Genomic DNA, 19,519 nt, shown 5'->3' on the forward strand with positions numbered 1-19,519 from the left:
AATGTCAGCTTTCTTTTTATATTATTTTACCCTTTAATTCAACTGGTAAATAAACGATTCCAGTGGATGTATTGTTACCGTAGCTTTACCTTCTCCATTATTTACAACTAACTGGGTACTGCTCTTTTGATAAATCTGATCCTTCAGAGTGTAACTACCATCTTTCAAATTCCATTTATTTATAATATCTGCCGGTATTTTTAATTCAAAAGTATTGGAAGCATCTGACGAAAAATTAGTAATTACGATTAATTTTTGATTATCCGACCAACGTACAAAAGAATACAAATGATTGGGATCATAACCAAGTCCCGCATGACGGTTTACTTCTTGTAAATCTTGAAATTGCCCCATCACCCCTGAACTTTTCCCAGAAAAACTGAGTAATCTTTTATAAAAATCACGCAAATCTTTTTCGCTTTTCGATAATTTTCCTCCATCAAAAGCGCCATCATTCATCCATCGTTGATGATTTGGCACACCTACATAATCAAAAATTGATGTTCTGGAGTGAGAACCAAAACCTCCGTTTTCGTTACCTGCCTCCCCTACTTCCTGACCAAAATAAATCATAATGGGTGCCGAAGTGATCATAGCAGAAACGACCATCATTGGCTTCCCTTTTTCGGGAGAGCCTGCAAACTCAGGACTTGCCAAACGTTGTTCATCGTGATTATCCAAAAACTTCAACATATGAATATCAATATCCTGCAAACCGCTTTGAATATAGGAAAGTCCATCTGGTGGCGTTTTTCCCTGAATGATATCTTTCAACTTATCATAAGTCTCAACTTTGTCATACAAATAATCCATTTTACCCAAATGAATATAATTGCGATATTCTTTTGGATTATAGACTTCGGCCATTAGGAAAGCATCAGGGTTTACATTTTTTATGGCAGAGTTCATATAACTCCAAAACTCATAGGGAACCATTTCAGCCATATCATATCGAAAACCATCAACTCCTTTGGCTGTCCAATACAACGCTATGTCCCTAAATTTAATCCATGAATTGGGTACATTTTTGTCTTTCCAGAATTCAAAATGGTCTTTAGCGGAAAGCTTATCAAAACCAGCAGGCAATTCAGGAAAATCTTTGGTTCCATCGGGACGAATTCCATAATTTACCTTAACTGTTTCGTACCAATCGTTTTTATCCGGTTTTGCCATTCGCGATCCGTTTCCTGTCCATTTTGCGGGATTTTCATCAAACTTTCCATCAATAAGCGGATTACTTTCCCCGTTTAAAGGTTTGTCGCCATCAGGCAACTGAAAAGGCGTATTTGGAATATAATAAAAATTATTATCTCTTTTATATTCAACTGTAACATCGTCATCGGCACCAAAATCCTTAACTCCTTTCGGATTATTTTTTCCTTCATATTTACGGGCAATATGATTAGGAACAATATCAATAATCACTTTTAAATTTGCCTTGTGGGTTCTTTTTATCAAAGCTTCAAATTCCTCCAAACGTTTTGCCGGATTTACAGCCAAATCAGGGTTTACATTATAATAATCCTTCACAGCATAGGGAGAACCGGCTCTTCCTTTTACTACTTCCGGATCATCATTCGAAACCCCTATCGCAGTATAATCCCTGATAACCGCATGATGAGGAACACCTGTGTACCAAATATGTGTAACTCCTAAGTCTTTAATTTCGTGAAGTGCTTTATCTGTAAAATCATTAAATTTACCAACACCATTTTCCTCGATAGTTCCCCATGGTTTATTGGTTGTGTTTTTATTTCCAAACAATCGGGTAAAAACCTGATAAACTACTGCTTTATTTTCTGGAACAGATTCTTTATTTTGTACACTCATTTTTACATCTTTCGTTTTACATCCAGTGGCAATAAGCAAAATACTTATCCCTGCAATTATTATTTTTTTTGTAATCATTTTTTTATATTTATAAAAAATTAAAAATATACAACTGATTCTACAGCTACATTTAGTATCAATCCATAAATTTAATTCTTTTTCAAAAAAAACAATTGACCCGACAAGCCTATACTGGCTGATTTTCAGATTAAAACCTTACTACAACGTGATAGCCAATCTTTTTGTTCATAAAAATTTTTATCAAAAATAACCCTGATAATCCAATTGTAAACTATTATAAATAAATCCTAATATTTAAAGGGTTTACTTCAATTTTCATAAATTTACAAAAAAATTAAGAACATTGAAGAAATCTTTATATTTCATTACCTACTACTTAGTATTTCTTTGTGCGAATCTTGTTCTGGCACAGACTCCCAAAAAAATACATATTGAACAATCCGACTTTGCCGATGTTGATCAAGTTAAATTTCCAGACGCACTTTTACTTACCGGAAATGTAAAAGTTAGCCATGATGGCGTTATATTAACCTGCAATAAAGCTTATTTTTTTCAGAAAGAAAATTACTTGAAAGCCTTTGGAAATGTACAATTGGTACAGGGAGACACTTTGTATCTAAATAGTAATTATGCAGAATATAGTGGTCAATTGAAAAAAGCGTTTGCAACAGGAAATGCAGTCATGACTTCGCCAGATGCAACTTTGGCGACTGACACCATCAATTTTGACCGAAACGTTCAGGAAGTATTTTACAACACCAATGGAACCATTGTCAATAAAGACAATACACTAAAAAGCAAATCGGGAAGATACTACGTAAACCAGAAAAAATTTCAATTCCTGACGGCCGTAACACTTACCAATAAATCATATGAAATCAAATCCAATCATTTGGATTATTTCAGTAACTCTGGGCATTCCTATCTTTTTGGACCATCAACAATAACCAGTAAAACCAATTATATTTATACCGAAAAAGGATTCTATGACACCAAAAAAAATCTGGCTCACTTTCTGGACAAATCCTACATCAAGTATGATGACCGATTGATAAGAGGCGACAGTTTGTATTATGACCGAAATAAAGAGTTTGCTTCGGCTACACGGAATGTAAAAATAACCGACTCGATTAATCGCGGAGTTATTAGAGGCCATTATGCCGAAATGTACAAACTAAAAGACTCTATGTTTGTGACCAAAAGAGCCTTGGCAGTCAATTTTGTCGATAATGACTCGGTTTATATTCATGGAAAAAAGCTTATGGTTACCGGAAAAGAAGGCAACCGAATTATTCGTGGATTTAACAATGTCCGATTTTACAAAACGGATATGAGCGGAAAATGTGATTCTATTCATTCAAGCACCAAATTAGGCTTGACAAAATTAATTGGAAACCCAATATTATGGAATGGCGAGAGCCAAATTACAGGTGATCTAATGCATCTCATCGCAGATAAAAAAACACAAAAACTGGATTCCCTCAAAGTGCTCAACAACACTTTTCTGGTCTCGAAAGACACGCTTGGAACTGGATATAACCAGACAAAAGGGCAAAACCTTTATGGGAAATTTAAAGATGGAAAACTGCATGATGTCGACATTATAAAAAATACCGAGGTGATATATTACATGAGAAATGATGCCAAAGAACTCATTGGTATTAACAAAAATGTAAGCAGTAAAATCAATATTCTGTTTGATAAAAACACAATAGAAACCATTACTTTTTTCAATAATGTGGATGGCGATATTTATCCCGAAGACGAATTACCTCCAAATGCGAGAACACTCAAAGGACTCAATTGGAGAGGAGACGAAAGAATAAAATCCAAAGACGATGTTTTTAGTAAAGAAGAAGACGAGGAGGAACTCAAAATCCAGGAAGCTACCACAAAAGACAAAGCCAAGAAAGCTACTCCTATGAAAATTCGAAAAGAAACATTGAACTACGATAAGAAGAAGAAAAAGATTTAAGATTGCAGATTTTAGATTTCAGAATGCAGATTTCAGAATGCAGATAGACAGCAGATTGCGATTAAACTATTAAACCTTTAAACGGTTATACAATTAAACCCATTAAACGATTAAACCTTAAAAAAGTGAATCCCGATTTCCTAAAATACCAGGCACAAACTTCACCATATCCGTTGGGCATGGAAGTTTCACATGCAATTGGCTCTTATATTTTTGATACTAATTACAAAAAATATTTAGATTTTGTTGCCGGCGTTTCAGCCTGTACACTTGGACACCAGAACAAAAGAGTAAATGATGCCATAAAGGAGCAATTGGACAAATATTCGCATGTTATGGTTTATGGCGAATATTCACAAAGCCCTGCTGTGCAATATTGCAAATTGATGGCTTCTCTCCTACCCGAACCATTGAACAAAACCTATTTAGTCAATTCGGGTACTGAAGCAATTGAAGGCTCATTAAAATTAGCAAAAAGGGTTACCGGAAGAAGTCAGCTTATTTCGTGCCACAATGCCTATCACGGCAACACAATGGGATCGATGAGTGTAATGGGATTTGAGGAACGCAAACAGGCTTTTCGCCCATTGCTTCCCGACGTGGATTTTATAACTTTCAACAACGAAGCCGATTTACAAAAAATAACCACTAGAACTGCCGGAATCCTATTGGAAACCATTCAGGGAGGAGCCGGTTTTATTGAGCCTCATAATGATTTCCTAAAAAAAGTACGCGCCAGATGCACCGAAGTAGGCGCCATGATGATACTCGACGAAATCCAACCGGGTTTTGGAAGAACTGGCAAACTTTTTGGGTTTCAAAATTATGATGTTGTACCAGACATCGTTGTTATGGGAAAAGGAATGGGGGGCGGAATGCCCGTGGGAGCTTTCACAGCTTCATCTGAAATGATGGATTTATTGACAGAAAACCCAAAATTAGGACACATCACTACTTTTGGAGGACACCCTGTCATTGCGTCAGCCTGCCTGGCTACTTTGAAAGAATTAACTGAAACCAGCCTCATGACAGATACTTTGGAGAAAGAAAAACTCTTCAGAACACTTTTGGTACATCCTTTGATTAAAGAAATTAGAGGAAGAGGTCTGATGCTCGCTGCCATGACGGCCAGCGCAGAAATCACAAATGAAGTGATTTTAAAATGTCAAGAGAGAGGTTTGATTCTATTTTGGTTACTTTTTGAAGGATGCGCCATTAGAATAACACCACCACTTACAATTTCGGAAGAAGAAATTAAAGAAGGAAGTGCCATAATTCTTGAAGTAATGAATGAAATAATGATTTGATATTGCTGATTTAAGATTTTTGATTTTTGACCTTTAAAAATTGATATTGTAATTGACTATTTCCATTGACACTGAAATCTGTTAATTAAATTGTTCACAACAAATAGAATTCTTCCTCATATCAACAATACGTTTTCCTAATTTTATTTTAGGATAATTTAAAAACACACAGTATGCAATTAAGCAACGAAGAAGAAGAGTATAACTTATCCCTATCCAAATTTGAGTCCATGTTGAAAACCAACAAAGTACTCTTTTTTGACTCCGAAGAATTTGAAGAAATAATTCTTCATTACCTCGATATGGGCAAGTCTACATTGGCCAAAAAAGCATTAAAACTAGCTCTGGAACAACATCCAAAATCCAGCGGACTTAAATTGGTTCAGGTTGAAATGCTTATTTACGACGACAAACTCGAAATAGCCGAAAAACTATTGAATGAGTTATATGCTATAGAACCCACAAACGAAGAAATTTATATTCAAAAAGCGAATATTTGTTCCAAAAGAGATCAGCATGAAAAAGCAGTTGAAATGCTTAAGATTGCTCTGGAATACACAGACGATTATGCCGATGTTTACAACCTTATAGGCATGGAATACCTTTTTATGGATAATCTTGAATTGGCCAAAGAAAGCTTCATTAAATGCCTTGAGGAAGACTTTGAAGATCAATCGGCTTTGTACAATGTAGTTTATTGTTTTGAATTTCTTGATCAAAACCAGGAAGCCATCGCTTATATAAACAAATACATTGACAAAAATCCTTATAGCGAAATTGCTTGGCATCAATTGGGGCGCTTGTACTATGGGGTAAAAGAATACGAAAATGCCATACGCGCTTTTGACTACGCAACGCTTATCGACGAAGAATTTCTAGGTGCTTTTATGGAAAAAGCCAAAGCATTGGAACGTCTAAAAAAATATGATCTTGCCATTGAAAGCTATAACAGAACTATCGAATTGGACGATGCGACTTCCTATGCCTTGCTACGAATAGGAAAATGTTATGAAAAATTGGGCAACAAAGTTTTGGCACTAAAATATTTCAACAAAACGGTGCATGAAGACCCGCTTCTAGACAAAGGCTGGATTGCGATTACCGATTTTTATGTTCGTCAAAAAAACTTCCAAAAAGCATTGTTTTTTGTCAACAAAGCTTTAGCTATCGACAATCAAAACAAATTGTACTGGAAACGATTTGCTGCCATCAACAAACAAATGAACCTGTTTGAGGAAGCTGAATTTGGTTATAGAAAAGCGGTAGAATTTGGTGATTATCAACTCGACACTTGGTTGTTTTGGGTAGATATTTTACAGTTTTTGGGAGAATTCGAAAGCGCTATTCAAACCCTATTGCAAGCCTCAGAATATTTCCCCGAAGAAAACGAAGTAGAATACCGTTTGGCAGGACTTTATTTCATGATTTCAGACAATATTAAAGCAAAATTTCATCTAAGTAATGCTTTGCGTTTGAATTATGACAATTACATTCTATTGGAAGATTTATTTCCTGTCGTTTGGGAGAAAAAAATGGTTCGAAATTATATTGACAAACATAAAAAACAATAATGATTGAAGTTTTAAAAAAACGTTTTGGCCTATTGGGTCGCAATATTAGTTACTCTTTTTCAAAAGGATATTTTACAGAAAAATTTAGCAAAGAACATTTTGAAGGTTGCTCCTACGAAAATTTTGATATTCCAGAAATCAGTCATTTCACTGAAATAATAAAAAGCAATACCGATATTAACGGATTGAATGTAACCATTCCGTACAAAGAGGTCGTAATTCCTTTTCTTGACAAATTATCAAAAAATGCCGCCCAAATAGGAGCTGTAAACACCATAAAATTTACCAAAAAAGGAAAATTAAAGGGCTACAATACCGATTATTACGGTTTCAAAAAATCCCTGGAACCGTTGTTGCAGCCGCATCATAAAAAAGCATTAATTCTAGGTACTGGAGGCGCTTCCAAAGGTGTTGCTTTTGCCCTCGATCAATTGGATATCGCCTACACTTTTGTTTCGCGCCAAGCCAAAGAAAACTGCATCGATTACAGCCTTATCAACGCGACAACCTTTGATAATTACCAAATAATAATTAATTGCTCCCCTGTGGGAACAAGCCCGAACATTGATTTATTCCCGCTTATTCCTTACGAATTCTTCACAGAAAAACATATTGCCTACGACTTGATTTACAATCCGGCCGAAACACAGTTTCTTAGTAAAGCCAAAGCACAAGGCGCACAAATAAAAAACGGTTTGGATATGCTTATTTTTCAGGCAGAAAAGGCTTGGAAAATCTGGAATAAATAATGCTTTTATAAAATATTGATATGTTACAAACAAACTTCACAACGCTAACCACAACCTAATTGAAGTAAATTGTTTAACAATCTTAATCTATGAAAAAACACAAAAAAACATTTGTGGTTTTTCACAATACAAAAAATGAATTTAAAAAAGATTACATTACTATCACTAAGTGTTTTATTATTATTCACTTCCAATACTTTTGCCGAAATCACACTTCCAAAAATACTTGGACACAATATGGTTTTGCAACGCCAAAAAAAAGTAACCATTTGGGGAACAGCAGCTCCAGACGAAAAAATATCGGTTGCTTTTGCAGGACAAACTAAAAACACCATTGCCGACAAAGCTGGAAACTGGTCGATAAAACTCAGTCCGATGCAGGCCTCTTTTATACCACGAGAAATGGTAATAAAAGGAACAAATACCATTGTACTGAAAAATATACTTGTGGGAGAAGTATGGCTTTGCTCCGGGCAGTCCAATATGGAATATGCGATGCGAAAATACAGCAAATTCCAAACGTCAGTAAAAGGAAACAAACCTCCTGAAGACGATTTAAATACAGCAAATAACACCAATATCCGTATTTTTCTTGACCGAAGAAAATATATGGAACCGAGTCCTGAACATCTTGGTTGGGATGCAGCCATAGGGAAACCATTAGTTGATTTTTCGGTAGTTGGTTATTATTTTGCAAAAGATTTATACGCCAAATTAAACGTTCCGATAGGAATGATTTCGGCTGCTGTACCTGGCAGTAGAATTGAACCATGGATTCAAGCATCTAAACTGGAGATAGAACCAAAACTCAAAAACGGAAAAATTCTTGACAAATTAAAACAAGACGACGGAGACACTGGTAAGTTTTACAACACCATGATACAACCTCTCATTCCATATACACTGAAAGGAATGTTATGGTATCAGGGAGAATCCAATTGTTTTTTAACCGAAAATATTCGTTATGCATACAAACTTAAAGCATTGATAGAAAGTTGGCGCAGCGATTGGAAAGACACAAAAATTCCTTTTTATTTTGTCCAAATAGCACCTTATAACTATTCAGGTTCAAAAGACAGACCGATCACCGCCGAAAATCTTCCTGAATTCTGGGAATCACAAAAACTGGCTTTGCATTTAAAAAACACCGGTACAATTGCAATTACTGATTTGGTAGACAGCATCGCCGATTTACATCCTGGATACAAATGGGAAGTAGGACGCCGTTTGAGTCTTCTTGCCGCAAACAAAACTTATGGACAAACAAATGTGGTTTACTCAGGTCCAGTGTTCCAAAAAATGAAAATTGTAAACAACAGCATTCTGGTTACTTTTTCAAATACAGGAAGCGGTTTAAGTAGCCGCGATGGAAAACCATTAAATTGGTTTAGCATTGCTGGTGCAGATGGTAAATTTGTCAAAGCAAAAGCGGAAATAAATGGCAATACAGTAATCGTTTCTGCTCCCGAAGTACAACACCCCTATTCGGTGCGCTTTGGGTGGAATGAAGCCGCTCAGTCCAATTTCATCAACAAAGAAGGCCTTCCTGCAGTTCCTTTCAGAAGTGATAATCCTTGGGAAAAACTTTTTAAGTAAATATAGTAAATCCAATTTTAGCAAAAAAAATCACAACTCGCTAATATACTGATAATTACACCTAAAAAGTAGTTTTAGAAACAACTCAATAATTCATTCAAAACAAAGCTTTTTTGGCAAAACTCAACAAAATGAGTAATCAACTAAATAGAAAGATTTCAAATTAGATACTAAAAGAAATATTTTTCCTAATAATTCGCTTATAATCCAAACTTTTATTTTGTATTTTGGCTCACCTTTAGTATCTTTCGCATTCAAAAAATAAGAACCTTAAACATTTACAAAATGTTAGAAGAAAAGAACGATAGCCTATCTCTTCAAGAAAATGAGATAGATGGAAAAACTGCCAATCAATTGCAGGAAACAATTCAACCGGATGCACCTGTTGCTACAGAAAATGAAATTAGTGAAGCTGTAGCAAAAGAAAATACAGTACACTCAATTTCTGAAAATGGGGTGGATGAAAAGCAGAACGTAATTGATGCCATTGCCGAAACAAATGCTGAAGAAAGTGAAGACGAAACATTAAAAGAACGTCACGATATTCCGATGCTCGACTATGAAGCATTACCTATGGACGAACTTGTAGCTGAATTGAATAAATTGGTTATAAATGAAAAGGTAATGTCAATCAAAGAGCATGTTGAAGAAATCCGAAAAGCTTTTTTGGCCAAATACAACCATCTCTTAGAAGAAAAGAGAGAAGAATTCAATCAAGAAAATCAAGATCCTAATGAAGAATTCCAATATCATTCTCCTCTAAAAACAAAGTTCGATCAATATTACACTATCTATAAAGACAATAAAAACACTCACTTCAAGAGTTTACAATCCAATTTAAAATCCAACTTGGAAGTTCGTTTGGCCATTGTAGAAGAACTAAAAGAACTAATCAATCCACAAACTAACATCAAAGACACCTTAAATCATTTTAATGAATTAAGGGAAAGATGGAAAAATGCAGGTGCAATTCCGAAAGATAAATACAATCATGTTTGGAACAACTATCATTTTCATGTAGAAAATTTTTATGATTATTTGCACTTGGACAGAGAAGCAAGAGATATTGATTTTAAGTACAATCTAGAACAAAAACAAAAAATTATAGCTCGAGTTGAAGAATTGCTGCAAGAAGCAGATATCAACAAATCGTTTAGAGAACTTCAGGATTTACACCGCATTTGGAAAGAAGACATCGGGCCAGTTTCCAGAGAACATCGAGATGAAATTTGGAACCAATTTAGTGAACTAACAAAAAAAATGCACGATAAACGTGAATTGATGTTTGAAAAACTAAGAGGTACCGAACTTGAAAATCTAGAAAAGAAAAAAGAAATTATTGCCAAAATTGAAGCTTTGGCAACCGAAAAAGTCAACGCACATTCACAATGGCTTACCCAAATCGAAAAAGTAGAGGCTTTGCGCTCTGAATTTTTCTCTGCAGGAAAAGTTCCTTCCGATGTAAACGAAGCCACTTGGCTTTCCTTCAAAACGGCCGTTAGAAATTTCAACAGCTTCAAAAACTCTTTTTATAAAGACATTAAAAAGGACCAAAACGATAATCTGAATAAAAAAATTGCTTTGGTCAAAAAAGCCAAAGAATTACAGGAAAGCGTTGATTTTGCCAACACCACTCCGGTAATGAAACAAATTCAGGAAGACTGGAAAAAAATTGGTCATGTACCGAGAAAATATTCAGACAAGATTTGGAATGAATTCAGAGAAGCCTGCAACCACTATTTTGACAAATTAAAAGAACACAAAAGTGTTGAAAACGTTGAAGAAGTGGAAGCTTTTGACAAAAAGAAAGCGTATTTGGAAACTTTGAGAGAATTCCAATTGACAGGTGACCATAAAACTGATTTGGACGCCATCAAATTACATATTGAAACATGGAAAAGCTTTGGAAAAGTTCCTTTCCCAAGAAGACATATAGAGGGAAAATTCAATAAAATTCTTGATGCCTTATTCGAAAAATTAAGTCTGAGCAAAAAAGATACTGAAATGATGCGTTTTGCCAACAGAATGGAGAATCTTTCTGAAAGCAATGACACCAGAAAACTGGATAATGAGAAAATTTTCTTAATGCGCAAAATTGAAGAAGTACAAAATGAAATCTTCCAATTGGAAAATAACATTCAGTTTTTTGCCAATACCAAAAACGCTAAAAAAGAAAATTCAATCGTATTAGAAGTTCGAAAAAATATCGCAATCCACAAAGAAAGTCTAGATGTTTGGAAAGAAAAACTAAGACAATTACGAAATTTGAATATTGAATAAACTAATTCAAATTACTCTATCAAGCCTCAAACCCTAATACGTTTGAGGCTTTTTTTTTACAAAAACATTATTAACTTTTAAGCGAGTTTAGTTAATTATTCCAAAAGAAAACGGACGATTAACCATTCTAAATCATTATCGAAAATTTAAAAAAATCCGACAAAAGAGTAAGAAATAGTTGTTTTTGGAACGCATAGCTAAGAAAAAATATGATAATAATCATTTTAATCATCAAAAAGTCATGTTAATTTTGCCACTTACCACAACTGCTAAACTATGAAAACCTCCCTTATTCAAAAATACAATGTCCCTGGACCCCGTTATACAAGTTATCCTACGGTTCCATATTGGGATGAGTTAGGATTCACCAATGAAATTTGGGTAGAATCCCTAAAAAAATCGTTTCAAGAAAGTAATGACAAAGAGGGTATCAGTTTATATATTCATTTGCCCTTTTGCGAAAGTCTGTGCACGTTTTGTGGCTGTAACAAACGAATTACCAAAAATCATAATGTAGAAAATCCATATATTGAAGCAGTTCTAAAAGAATGGAATCTTTATTGCAAAATTTTGGGTGAAAAACCTAAAATCAAAGAAATTCATTTAGGTGGAGGAACTCCAACCTTTTTTTCAATAGAAAACCTTGAAACCTTACTAAACGGAATATTTTCGAAAGCCGACAAAGCGGATGGATACGAATTTAGTTTTGAAGGACATCCCAATAACACAACTCTTGCTCATTTACAAAAGCTATATGATCTGGGTTTTAGAAGAGTAAGTTTTGGTGTTCAGGATTATTCCGAAAAAGTTCAAAAAGCGATTCACAGGATTCAACCTTTCCATAATGTTGCTAAAGTTACATTTTGGGCAAAAAAAATAGGTTATACCTCAATTGGCCATGATATTATTTTTGGGTTGCCTTTTCAGGAAGTGAAAGATGTTGTGGATACTATTGAAAAAACAAATTCATTGCAACCCGACCGATTGGCTTTCTACAGCTATGCGCATGTGCCATGGATAAAAGGAAACGGGCAACGCGGTTTCCATGATGAAGATATCCCAAAAGATGATGCCAAAAGAAAATTATACGAAGTTGGGAAAGAATTACTTTTTGAAAATGAGTATTACGAAATCGGTATGGATCATTTTGCCTTAAAATCGGACAGTTTATACAAATCGTTTGGCAATAAAAAACTGCACCGAAACTTCATGGGATACAGCTCCTCAAAAACCCAATTAATGATTGGTTTGGGCGTTTCGTCCATTAGTGACAGTTGGTACAGTTTTGCACAAAATGTCAAAACCATCGAAGAATATTACAAAATACTGGAATCAGATAAATTGCCGGTTTACAGAGGTCATCATTTGTCTGCCGAAGATTTGATTATCCGAAAACACATTCTGAATTTGATGTGTCATTTTGAAACCAGCTGGGAGGATTCGGCAAATTATGTCTCTGAAATTCCCGAAATTCTAATTCAGTTGAAAGAAATGGAGAACGATGGTTTATTGACCATTGGTGATAAAAAAATAATTGTTACCGAAGAAGGAAAACCATACGTTCGTAACATTTGTATGGCTTTTGATTTACGATTAAAAAGAAAAGCCCCTGAAACTGCTTTGTTTTCAATGACAATTTAAAAGAAACAATTTATCCTTATAAATATCATCTTAATTAATTTATAATTCATCTTTTTTCAATACAAGAAAAAGCCAATTTCAATTTAATGACAATTGGCTTTTTCTTGTATAAACAAACTCATATTGGAAGGAGAAACATAAGGTATTCCAAGTCCCAACCCTCTTAGAATAAACAAAACACCAATTACAATCCCAACATAAGGAATTATTTTTTGAATGTTATTACGGAATGAAATACTCAAAAAAGAATTGATATAAACCACCAAACTCATCAAAGGCACCGTTCCCAGTCCAAAAAGCAACATATACAGCACTCCAAAACTGGCACTTTGCATCGCAATTGCTCCAAACAAAGCCACATATACCATTCCGCAAGGCAAAAACCCATTAAGCAGGCCAATAATGAAAAGCGATTTAAAACTCTTATTTTTGAAATGACTTCCTAAATTTTGTTTGATTTTTGAAATCCATCCATAAACTGGTTTCGAAAAATTATATTTAGAAAAAACCTTTTCGGGAATCAAAATCACAAGAATCATTGCAACCCCAATAAAAATGGACAATTGCTGTTGAATTCCAGCCAAAAACAAGCCTTTACCCAATAATCCAAAAAGCAAACCAATACTTCCATAAGCTGTCAACCTTCCTAAATGATACGTACAAATCTGGATTACTTTTTTGGCGGGATTATTTCGCTCTACAGGCAACATCATAGCAATGGGGCCGCACATTCCTATGCAGTGAAAACTACTGATTAAACCAAATAAAAAAGCGGTGTAAAGCATTTGTAGTTTATGGTTTGTGGTTTATGGTTTGCGGTTTATGGTTTATTGTTTTTTTGAGTAAAGTTTTTTCTGTTGATTTTAAAATAAAAGTTCGTTTTTTTTAAAACTAATTTATTGAATCTTTAACAATCAACTACCAACCATAAACAACAAACTATAAACCTTACTTAATATAAATTTTTTCCTTGGTCAAATACGATTTCCCTCCATACTTCCATTCCATGTTGATGTACCATTCGCCTCCAACAAACTTTTCTTTAGGAATAAGCAAAGAAGCCGAATCCGCGAATGAAAGTGGTGCTTGAAAGTCAAATTTCTTATTGGAGGCTCTATAAAAAGCAACTGTTCCTTTGATTTCTTTTGGCGAAAAATTAGCTGGAAAAGCAATTGTAATTCCATCCGTTTGAACAGAAATTACCGGTTTTTCTTTTAAATCATGAGCATTTTGAGCTCGAGCCATTTCATCCTGAAAATGAACATCATGCTTATAATATTCCTCAACTACCAACTCATTGTCATACTTACTGTCTGACTGCACTTTTAAAACAAAATACATAATAAAGCTGATAAACAGTGCGAATGCAATAACGATCGAAGTTCCCCAATTAATCTTTATTTTCATTTTTATAAAATTAAACCTTGTGAATACTATCAAAATTAATCAAAACTGCGCGGACTCAGAAAACTAGTATGTGTAGTTTCTATTTTTTTGTTCCCTTCATAGAGATCTATTTCTAGGTTAGTCCTATCACTTTCCAATAAAAACTTGTTAATTTCAATAAACATAGTTCCGCTAGACATTCCGTGCTTAGGAACTTTTAGCTCCTGAACACCAACCACTTTCAAAGTTCCTTTGATTCCAACCAATCTAAAATTCATGTCTTTGATATCATGATTGGTTTTATTAATTATTTTAAAGGTATATATATTACTGATGTTTTCTCCTTTATGTTGAAACAATTGCCCCGGCAATCTCAAAATAGTGGCTTCGACTTCGGATCTTAAAAACAATAAACCCGTCAGAACACCTACTAAAATCACCAAAATTGCGGTATAACCTTTCATTCTGGCAGTAAATTTAAACTTGGCTTTAGTCTCTATTTCATCTTCAGATGCATAACGGATAAGCCCCAAAGGTAATCCTACGCTTTTCATAATCGTATCACATTCGTCAATGCAAGCTGTACAATTTATACATTCCAGCTGAACGCCGTTACGAATATCAATTCCTGTTGGACATACGTGGACACATTGCTTACAATCGATACAATCCCCTTTTCCCGAAGCGGCTCTGTCTTCCTGTTTATTGAATTTGGCTCTACCTACTTCTTTTTCGCCACGAACAAAATCATAGGCTACATTTATTGATTTTTTGTCTAGTAAAACTCCTTGCAACCTTCCGTAAGGACAGGCGATAATACATACCTGTTCTCTAAACCAGGCAAAAACAAAATAGAAAACACTTGTAAAAATCAACAATGAGATAAAACTGCTAGAATGAACCAAAGGTCCGTCTTCAACCATTCGAAACAATTCGTCACTACCAACAAGATAAGCTAAAAATACATTGGCAATCAAAAATGAAATAAAAAGAAAAGCAAACCATTTTAAAGTTTTCTTTCTTATTTTTCCACCATTCCATTCTTGTTTTTCCAAACGAATTTGCGCTCCCCTATCACCTTCTATCCAATATTCTATTCGGCGAAAAACCATTTCCATAAAAATAGTCTGAGGACAAATCCAACCGCAAAAAATCCTTCCGAAAATAACCGTAAATAAAATAACAAACACTACCCCAATTACCATAAACAGAACAAAAATATAAAAGTCCTGAGGCCAAAAAGGGAAACTAAAGATATTAAAACGACGTTCCAAAACATTGAACATCATGAACTGATTCCCGTTTATTTTTATAAATGGATTGACAATTAGAATTATCAATAAAAAATAGCTCACCCATTTTCTATAGTCATAAAACTTACCTGAAGGCTTTTTGGGATAAACATACTTTCTGTGACCTTCTTTATCAACAGTCCCAATGGTATCTCTGAAAGATTCGTCCAGTTTACTTGACATTTTATTTCATTTAAATTAAAAAGAGCTTTCTCAAAGTATTGAATTTTGACAAAGCTCTTCATAGCAATAATTAAGGTTTATTTTGCTTCTGTTGCTCCAGCTGCAGGAGCCGAAGCATTATCTTCAACCCATATTTCACCATCTGGTGCTTTTGGATCTTTAGGATTACTTCCTTTTAAGGAGATAACATAGCTTGCAACCGCCTGAATTTCTTTTGGTTTTAAAGTTCCTTTCCAGGCAATCATCCCTTTACCATCTCTACCTCCATTGGTAATGGTGTGAAATAAATTCTTGATTCCACCTCCCAATATCCAATGATCGTCTGTTAAGTTTGGACCAATTTGCCCTCCGGCATCGGCACGGTGACAAGCTACACAATTGGTCTGAAAGATAGCTTTACCTTTATCCAAATCTGCTGGATCTGTTAACAATGTCACTGTTTTTTCATCCATTAAATCTGGGGCCGTTTTCATATACTCGGCTACTTCAATTTTGGCCTGCGCCATTTCACTTTTCAATTCAGCCTCCTGATCTGGTGCTCCCAATACCTCGAAACGAACCAAATAAACTACTGCAAAAATAATACAGGCATAAAATAAATAAACCCACCAAGGCGGTAAATTATTGTCCAATTCTTTGATTCCATCATAATCATGATCCATCAATAATTCTTTCTCGTCTTCGATTGGAACTGTTCTTGTTAATCGTTGCATCAGGTTTTTGTACCAAGTTTTCTCTTTCAGACTTAAAGTATCTTCATGAGCCAATCTTGCTTTTTCTTCATCAGACAACAATCTATAAGTGATTGCATTAACAGCATTCAATGTTACTTCGATTGCAATCAAAAGGAAAAGCAATACAAACAAAAAGACCGCAACCATTGGGTATTTTATAAATGCCGGTTGATTTCCCGAATCAATAAAATATTCCATTGCTCCCAAGACGGAGAAAAATATGAAAAGAACTCTTATATAAGGCGGAATTAATTTTTTCATTATTTATATATTTTGAAATTGTACAATTTAATCTTCCAAAGGGATTTGGCTAATTTCGTCTATAGTTTCTTTTTTATAAGAATAAACCCAAAGTCCGAGACCAAGAAAAAAGAAAAAGAAAATCAATAACGATAGTATTGGAAATATTGCAACACCGGCAATGGTTTCCATATTGTGTTTTATTTGCTCAAACATAACGTTTACTTTTATTCTTTCACTTTAATATCAGTACCTAATCTTTGAATGTAAGCAATCAATGCTACAATTTCCCTTTCGTTCATCGGGATGAATTTCTCACCTCTTGCTTCAGCTTTTTTCTTGCTTTCGTCATAACTTTTCACAAAGTCAGGGTCGTTTTTAAGGCTTTCTTCAATCGCAATGGCCTGAGTTCTTAAATCTTTTACACCATCTGCGATTTGAGCATCAGTATAAGGAACACCAAGTGTTTTCATGGCTTTCATTTTCTTTTCGGTCATTGAAATATCCATTGCTTTGTTGTCAAACAACCATTTGTAGCTAGGCATAATAGACCCTGCCGATATACTTTGCGGACTCCAAAAGTGATTAAAATGCCAATTGTCATTGTATTTTCCTCCAACTCTCAACAAATCTGGACCTGTACGTTTTGAACCCCATAAAAATGGATGATCGTACACAAACTCTCCAGCTTTGGATTGTGGCCCATAACGCTCCACTTCACTTCTGAAAGGACGAACGGATTGTGAGTGACATCCCACACAACCTTCTCGGATATATAAATCGCGGCCTTCCAATTCTAAAGGTGTATATGGTTTAACACTTGAAATTGTTGGGATATTTGATTTCACCATAATCGTTGGAACAATTTGGATAATTCCACCAATTAAAATAGCAATCGTTGCGAAAACAGCCATTTTTATTGGTTTTCTCTCCAACCACGTATGGTATTTCTCCCCTTTTAATCTTCCTGCACTAATTGTTTTTAGAGCCGGAGCTTCAGCCAATTCATCTTCAACATCTTCTCCTGCTTTAACAGTCTTGATTATATTATAAACCAATGTCAGCATTCCTATTAAATACAGTGATCCTCCTATTGCTCTCATCCAGTACATCGGAATAATTTGCGTAACGGTTTCAAGGAAGTTACCATACGTTAAGGTTCCATCCGGATTGAATTGTTTCCACATAGAAGCCTGTAAAAATCCGGCCAAATACAATGGCAACGCATACAATATAATTCCGAGTGTCCCTGCCCAAAAATGGAAATTGGCCAATTTCGTTGAATATAAAGTCGTTTTTGTCATTCTTGGAATCAACCAATAAATGATACCAAAAGCCATAAAACCGTTCCAAGCCAATGCTCCAACGTGAACGTGAGCAATAATCCAGTCAGTGTAGTGAGCTATGGCGTTTACATTTTTAAGGGAAAGCATTGGACCTTCAAAAGTTGCCATACCGTAACCTGTCATGGCTACCACAAAGAACTTCAAAACCGGTTCTTCACGCACTTTATCCCAAACTCCTCTTAAAGTCAAGAGTCCATTAATCATACCTCCCCAAGATGGAGCAATCAACATTACAGAGAATACTACTCCTAAATTTTGAGCCCAAGTTGGCAAAGCCGAATACAATAAGTGGTGAGGTCCTGCCCAGATATATAAAAATATTAATGACCAAAAATGTATAATAGACAATCTATAAGAATACACTGGACGATTGGCAACTTTTGGCACAAAATAGTACATCAATCCCAAAAATGGTGTGGTTAGGAAAAATGCAACCGCATTATGACCATACCACCACTGCACCAATGCATCTTGTACTCCTGCATAAACAGAGTAACTTTTCATTGCAGAAACTGGCAACTCCAAACTATTAAAAATATGTAATACTGCAACGGTTATAAATGTGGCTAAATAGAACCAAATGGCAACATACAAATGACGTTCCCTTCTTTTTAACATTGTACCAATCATATTGATACCGAAAGCCACCCATATTAAAGCAATGGCAATATCAATGGGCCATTCGAGTTCGGCATACTCTTTTGATGAAGTATATCCTAATGGAAGTGAAATTGCAGCAGCAACAATAATTAATTGCCAACCCCAAAAATTAAGGTTACTCAAGAAATCACTGTACATTCTGGCTTTTAATAAACGCTGTAACGAGTAATAAACACCCGCAAACATTGCGTTCCCCACAAAAGCAAAAATCACTGCATTGGTATGTAAAGGTCTTAATCTACCAAAACTTAACCACGAAATACCTTCGGTCATGTTTGGAAAAAGGAACATAGTAGCCAGTATAAGACCCACTAACATCCCCACCACTCCAAACAGTATGGTAGCATAAATGAACTTCTTTACAATTTTGTTGTCATAATAAAATTGTTCCATTTCCATATTTATAATTGATTTTAAAGTTGTTTTATAAGAAGAATTATTAATCGCTGAAGATTAAAGAGTCATTTACCTTTTATTTTTAGATTCCTTCGAGGAAGCCTTTATTAATTCATCATCAAAAAGCATTCTGACAGATGGCGTATAATCATCATCATATTGACCGGATTTTACTGCAAAAACAAATGCAATAAAAAAGCAAATGGCAACAAAAATACTGATAGCGATTAACAAATAAATAACACTCATAACATATAAAAATATTAGGTTAACAAATGTAATTTCATCACTTTTAAGAAAACATGACAAATA

15 protein-coding genes are annotated in these 19,519 nt (G+C 34.8%); 7 read left to right on the forward strand and 8 right to left on the reverse strand.

The features are described from left to right. Positions 1 to 33: 33 nt before the first annotated feature. Positions 34 to 1,908: an alpha-amylase family glycosyl hydrolase gene (locus tag EM308_RS16165; protein ID WP_035635350.1), complete on the reverse strand. Its 1,875-nt coding sequence runs from the start codon at positions 1,906 to 1,908 to the stop codon at positions 34 to 36. 286 nt (positions 1,909 to 2,194) lie between these two features. Here EM308_RS16165 and EM308_RS16170 point away from each other — a divergent pair, with 286 nt between their 5' ends. The 7 genes from EM308_RS16170 to hemN all read left to right on the forward strand — a co-directional run bounded on the left by EM308_RS16170 (position 2,195) and on the right by hemN (position 12,970). Continuing rightward, entirely contained in the window at positions 2,195 to 3,826 is a 1,632-nt protein-coding gene (locus EM308_RS16170) for an OstA-like protein (protein ID WP_035640409.1), read from the forward strand. 125 nt (positions 3,827 to 3,951) lie between these two features. After that, positions 3,952 to 5,133 (forward strand): aspartate aminotransferase family protein, encoded by a 1,182-nt coding sequence (locus EM308_RS16175; RefSeq protein WP_035640407.1) that lies wholly within the window; start codon positions 3,952 to 3,954, stop codon positions 5,131 to 5,133. 173 nt (positions 5,134 to 5,306) lie between these two features. Continuing rightward, positions 5,307 to 6,704, forward strand: coding sequence for a tetratricopeptide repeat protein (locus tag EM308_RS16180; protein ID WP_035640404.1), 1,398 nt, complete (start codon positions 5,307 to 5,309; stop codon positions 6,702 to 6,704). Next, positions 6,704 to 7,453 carry a shikimate dehydrogenase family protein gene (locus EM308_RS16185; protein ID WP_035640403.1) on the forward strand — a complete coding sequence of 250 codons (750 nt, stop codon included), beginning with the start codon at positions 6,704 to 6,706 and terminating at the stop codon, positions 7,451 to 7,453. Before EM308_RS16180 ends, EM308_RS16185 begins: the two co-directional genes overlap by 1 nt. A 135-nt stretch (positions 7,454 to 7,588) precedes the next feature. Beyond that, the gene (locus EM308_RS16190; RefSeq protein WP_035640401.1) at positions 7,589 to 9,049 is read left to right on the forward strand and encodes a sialate O-acetylesterase; all 1,461 of its coding nucleotides are present in this window, start codon (positions 7,589 to 7,591) and stop codon (positions 9,047 to 9,049) included. 285 nt (positions 9,050 to 9,334) lie between these two features. Beyond that, entirely contained in the window at positions 9,335 to 11,329 is a 1,995-nt protein-coding gene (locus EM308_RS16195) for a DUF349 domain-containing protein (protein WP_035640399.1), read from the forward strand. Between the two features lie 276 nt (positions 11,330 to 11,605). Beyond that, entirely contained in the window at positions 11,606 to 12,970 is a 1,365-nt protein-coding gene (hemN, locus tag EM308_RS16200; protein ID WP_035640398.1) for an oxygen-independent coproporphyrinogen III oxidase, read from the forward strand. 83 nt (positions 12,971 to 13,053) lie between these two features. On the opposite strand, the gene EM308_RS16205 is transcribed toward hemN, so the two are convergent. From EM308_RS16205 to ccoS, 7 genes are all read right to left on the reverse strand, one after another. Further along, positions 13,054 to 13,755, reverse strand: a complete 702-nt coding sequence (locus EM308_RS16205) for a sulfite exporter TauE/SafE family protein (protein ID WP_035640396.1) — start codon at positions 13,753 to 13,755, stop codon at positions 13,054 to 13,056. A 163-nt stretch (positions 13,756 to 13,918) separates the two neighbouring features. Beyond that, positions 13,919 to 14,377, reverse strand: coding sequence for a FixH family protein (locus EM308_RS16210; protein WP_316930234.1), 459 nt, complete (start codon positions 14,375 to 14,377; stop codon positions 13,919 to 13,921). Between the two features lie 35 nt (positions 14,378 to 14,412). Then, a complete protein-coding gene (ccoG, locus tag EM308_RS16215) occupies positions 14,413 to 15,831 on the reverse strand; it encodes a cytochrome c oxidase accessory protein CcoG (protein ID WP_035640393.1) in 1,419 nt (472 codons plus the stop codon). Positions 15,832 to 15,908: 77 nt separating this feature from the next. Continuing rightward, positions 15,909 to 16,826 (reverse strand): cbb3-type cytochrome c oxidase N-terminal domain-containing protein, encoded by a 918-nt coding sequence (locus tag EM308_RS16220; RefSeq protein WP_035640391.1) that lies wholly within the window; start codon positions 16,824 to 16,826, stop codon positions 15,909 to 15,911. A 27-nt stretch (positions 16,827 to 16,853) separates the two neighbouring features. After that, complete coding sequence (locus tag EM308_RS16225; protein WP_035640388.1) at positions 16,854 to 17,021, reverse strand: CcoQ/FixQ family Cbb3-type cytochrome c oxidase assembly chaperone; 168 nt, start codon at positions 17,019 to 17,021, stop codon at positions 16,854 to 16,856. A gap of 11 nt (positions 17,022 to 17,032) precedes the next feature. Further along, positions 17,033 to 19,210 carry a cytochrome-c oxidase, cbb3-type subunit I gene (gene ccoN / locus EM308_RS16230; RefSeq protein WP_035640385.1) on the reverse strand — a complete coding sequence of 726 codons (2,178 nt, stop codon included), beginning with the start codon at positions 19,208 to 19,210 and terminating at the stop codon, positions 17,033 to 17,035. A gap of 66 nt (positions 19,211 to 19,276) precedes the next feature. After that, positions 19,277 to 19,456, reverse strand: coding sequence for a cbb3-type cytochrome oxidase assembly protein CcoS (gene ccoS / locus EM308_RS16235; RefSeq protein ID WP_035640383.1), 180 nt, complete (start codon positions 19,454 to 19,456; stop codon positions 19,277 to 19,279). Between the last annotated feature and the right edge of the window lie 63 nt (positions 19,457 to 19,519).

Source organism: Flavobacterium gilvum, assembly GCF_001761465.1.
Lineage (GTDB): Bacteria > Bacteroidota > Bacteroidia > Flavobacteriales > Flavobacteriaceae > Flavobacterium > Flavobacterium gilvum.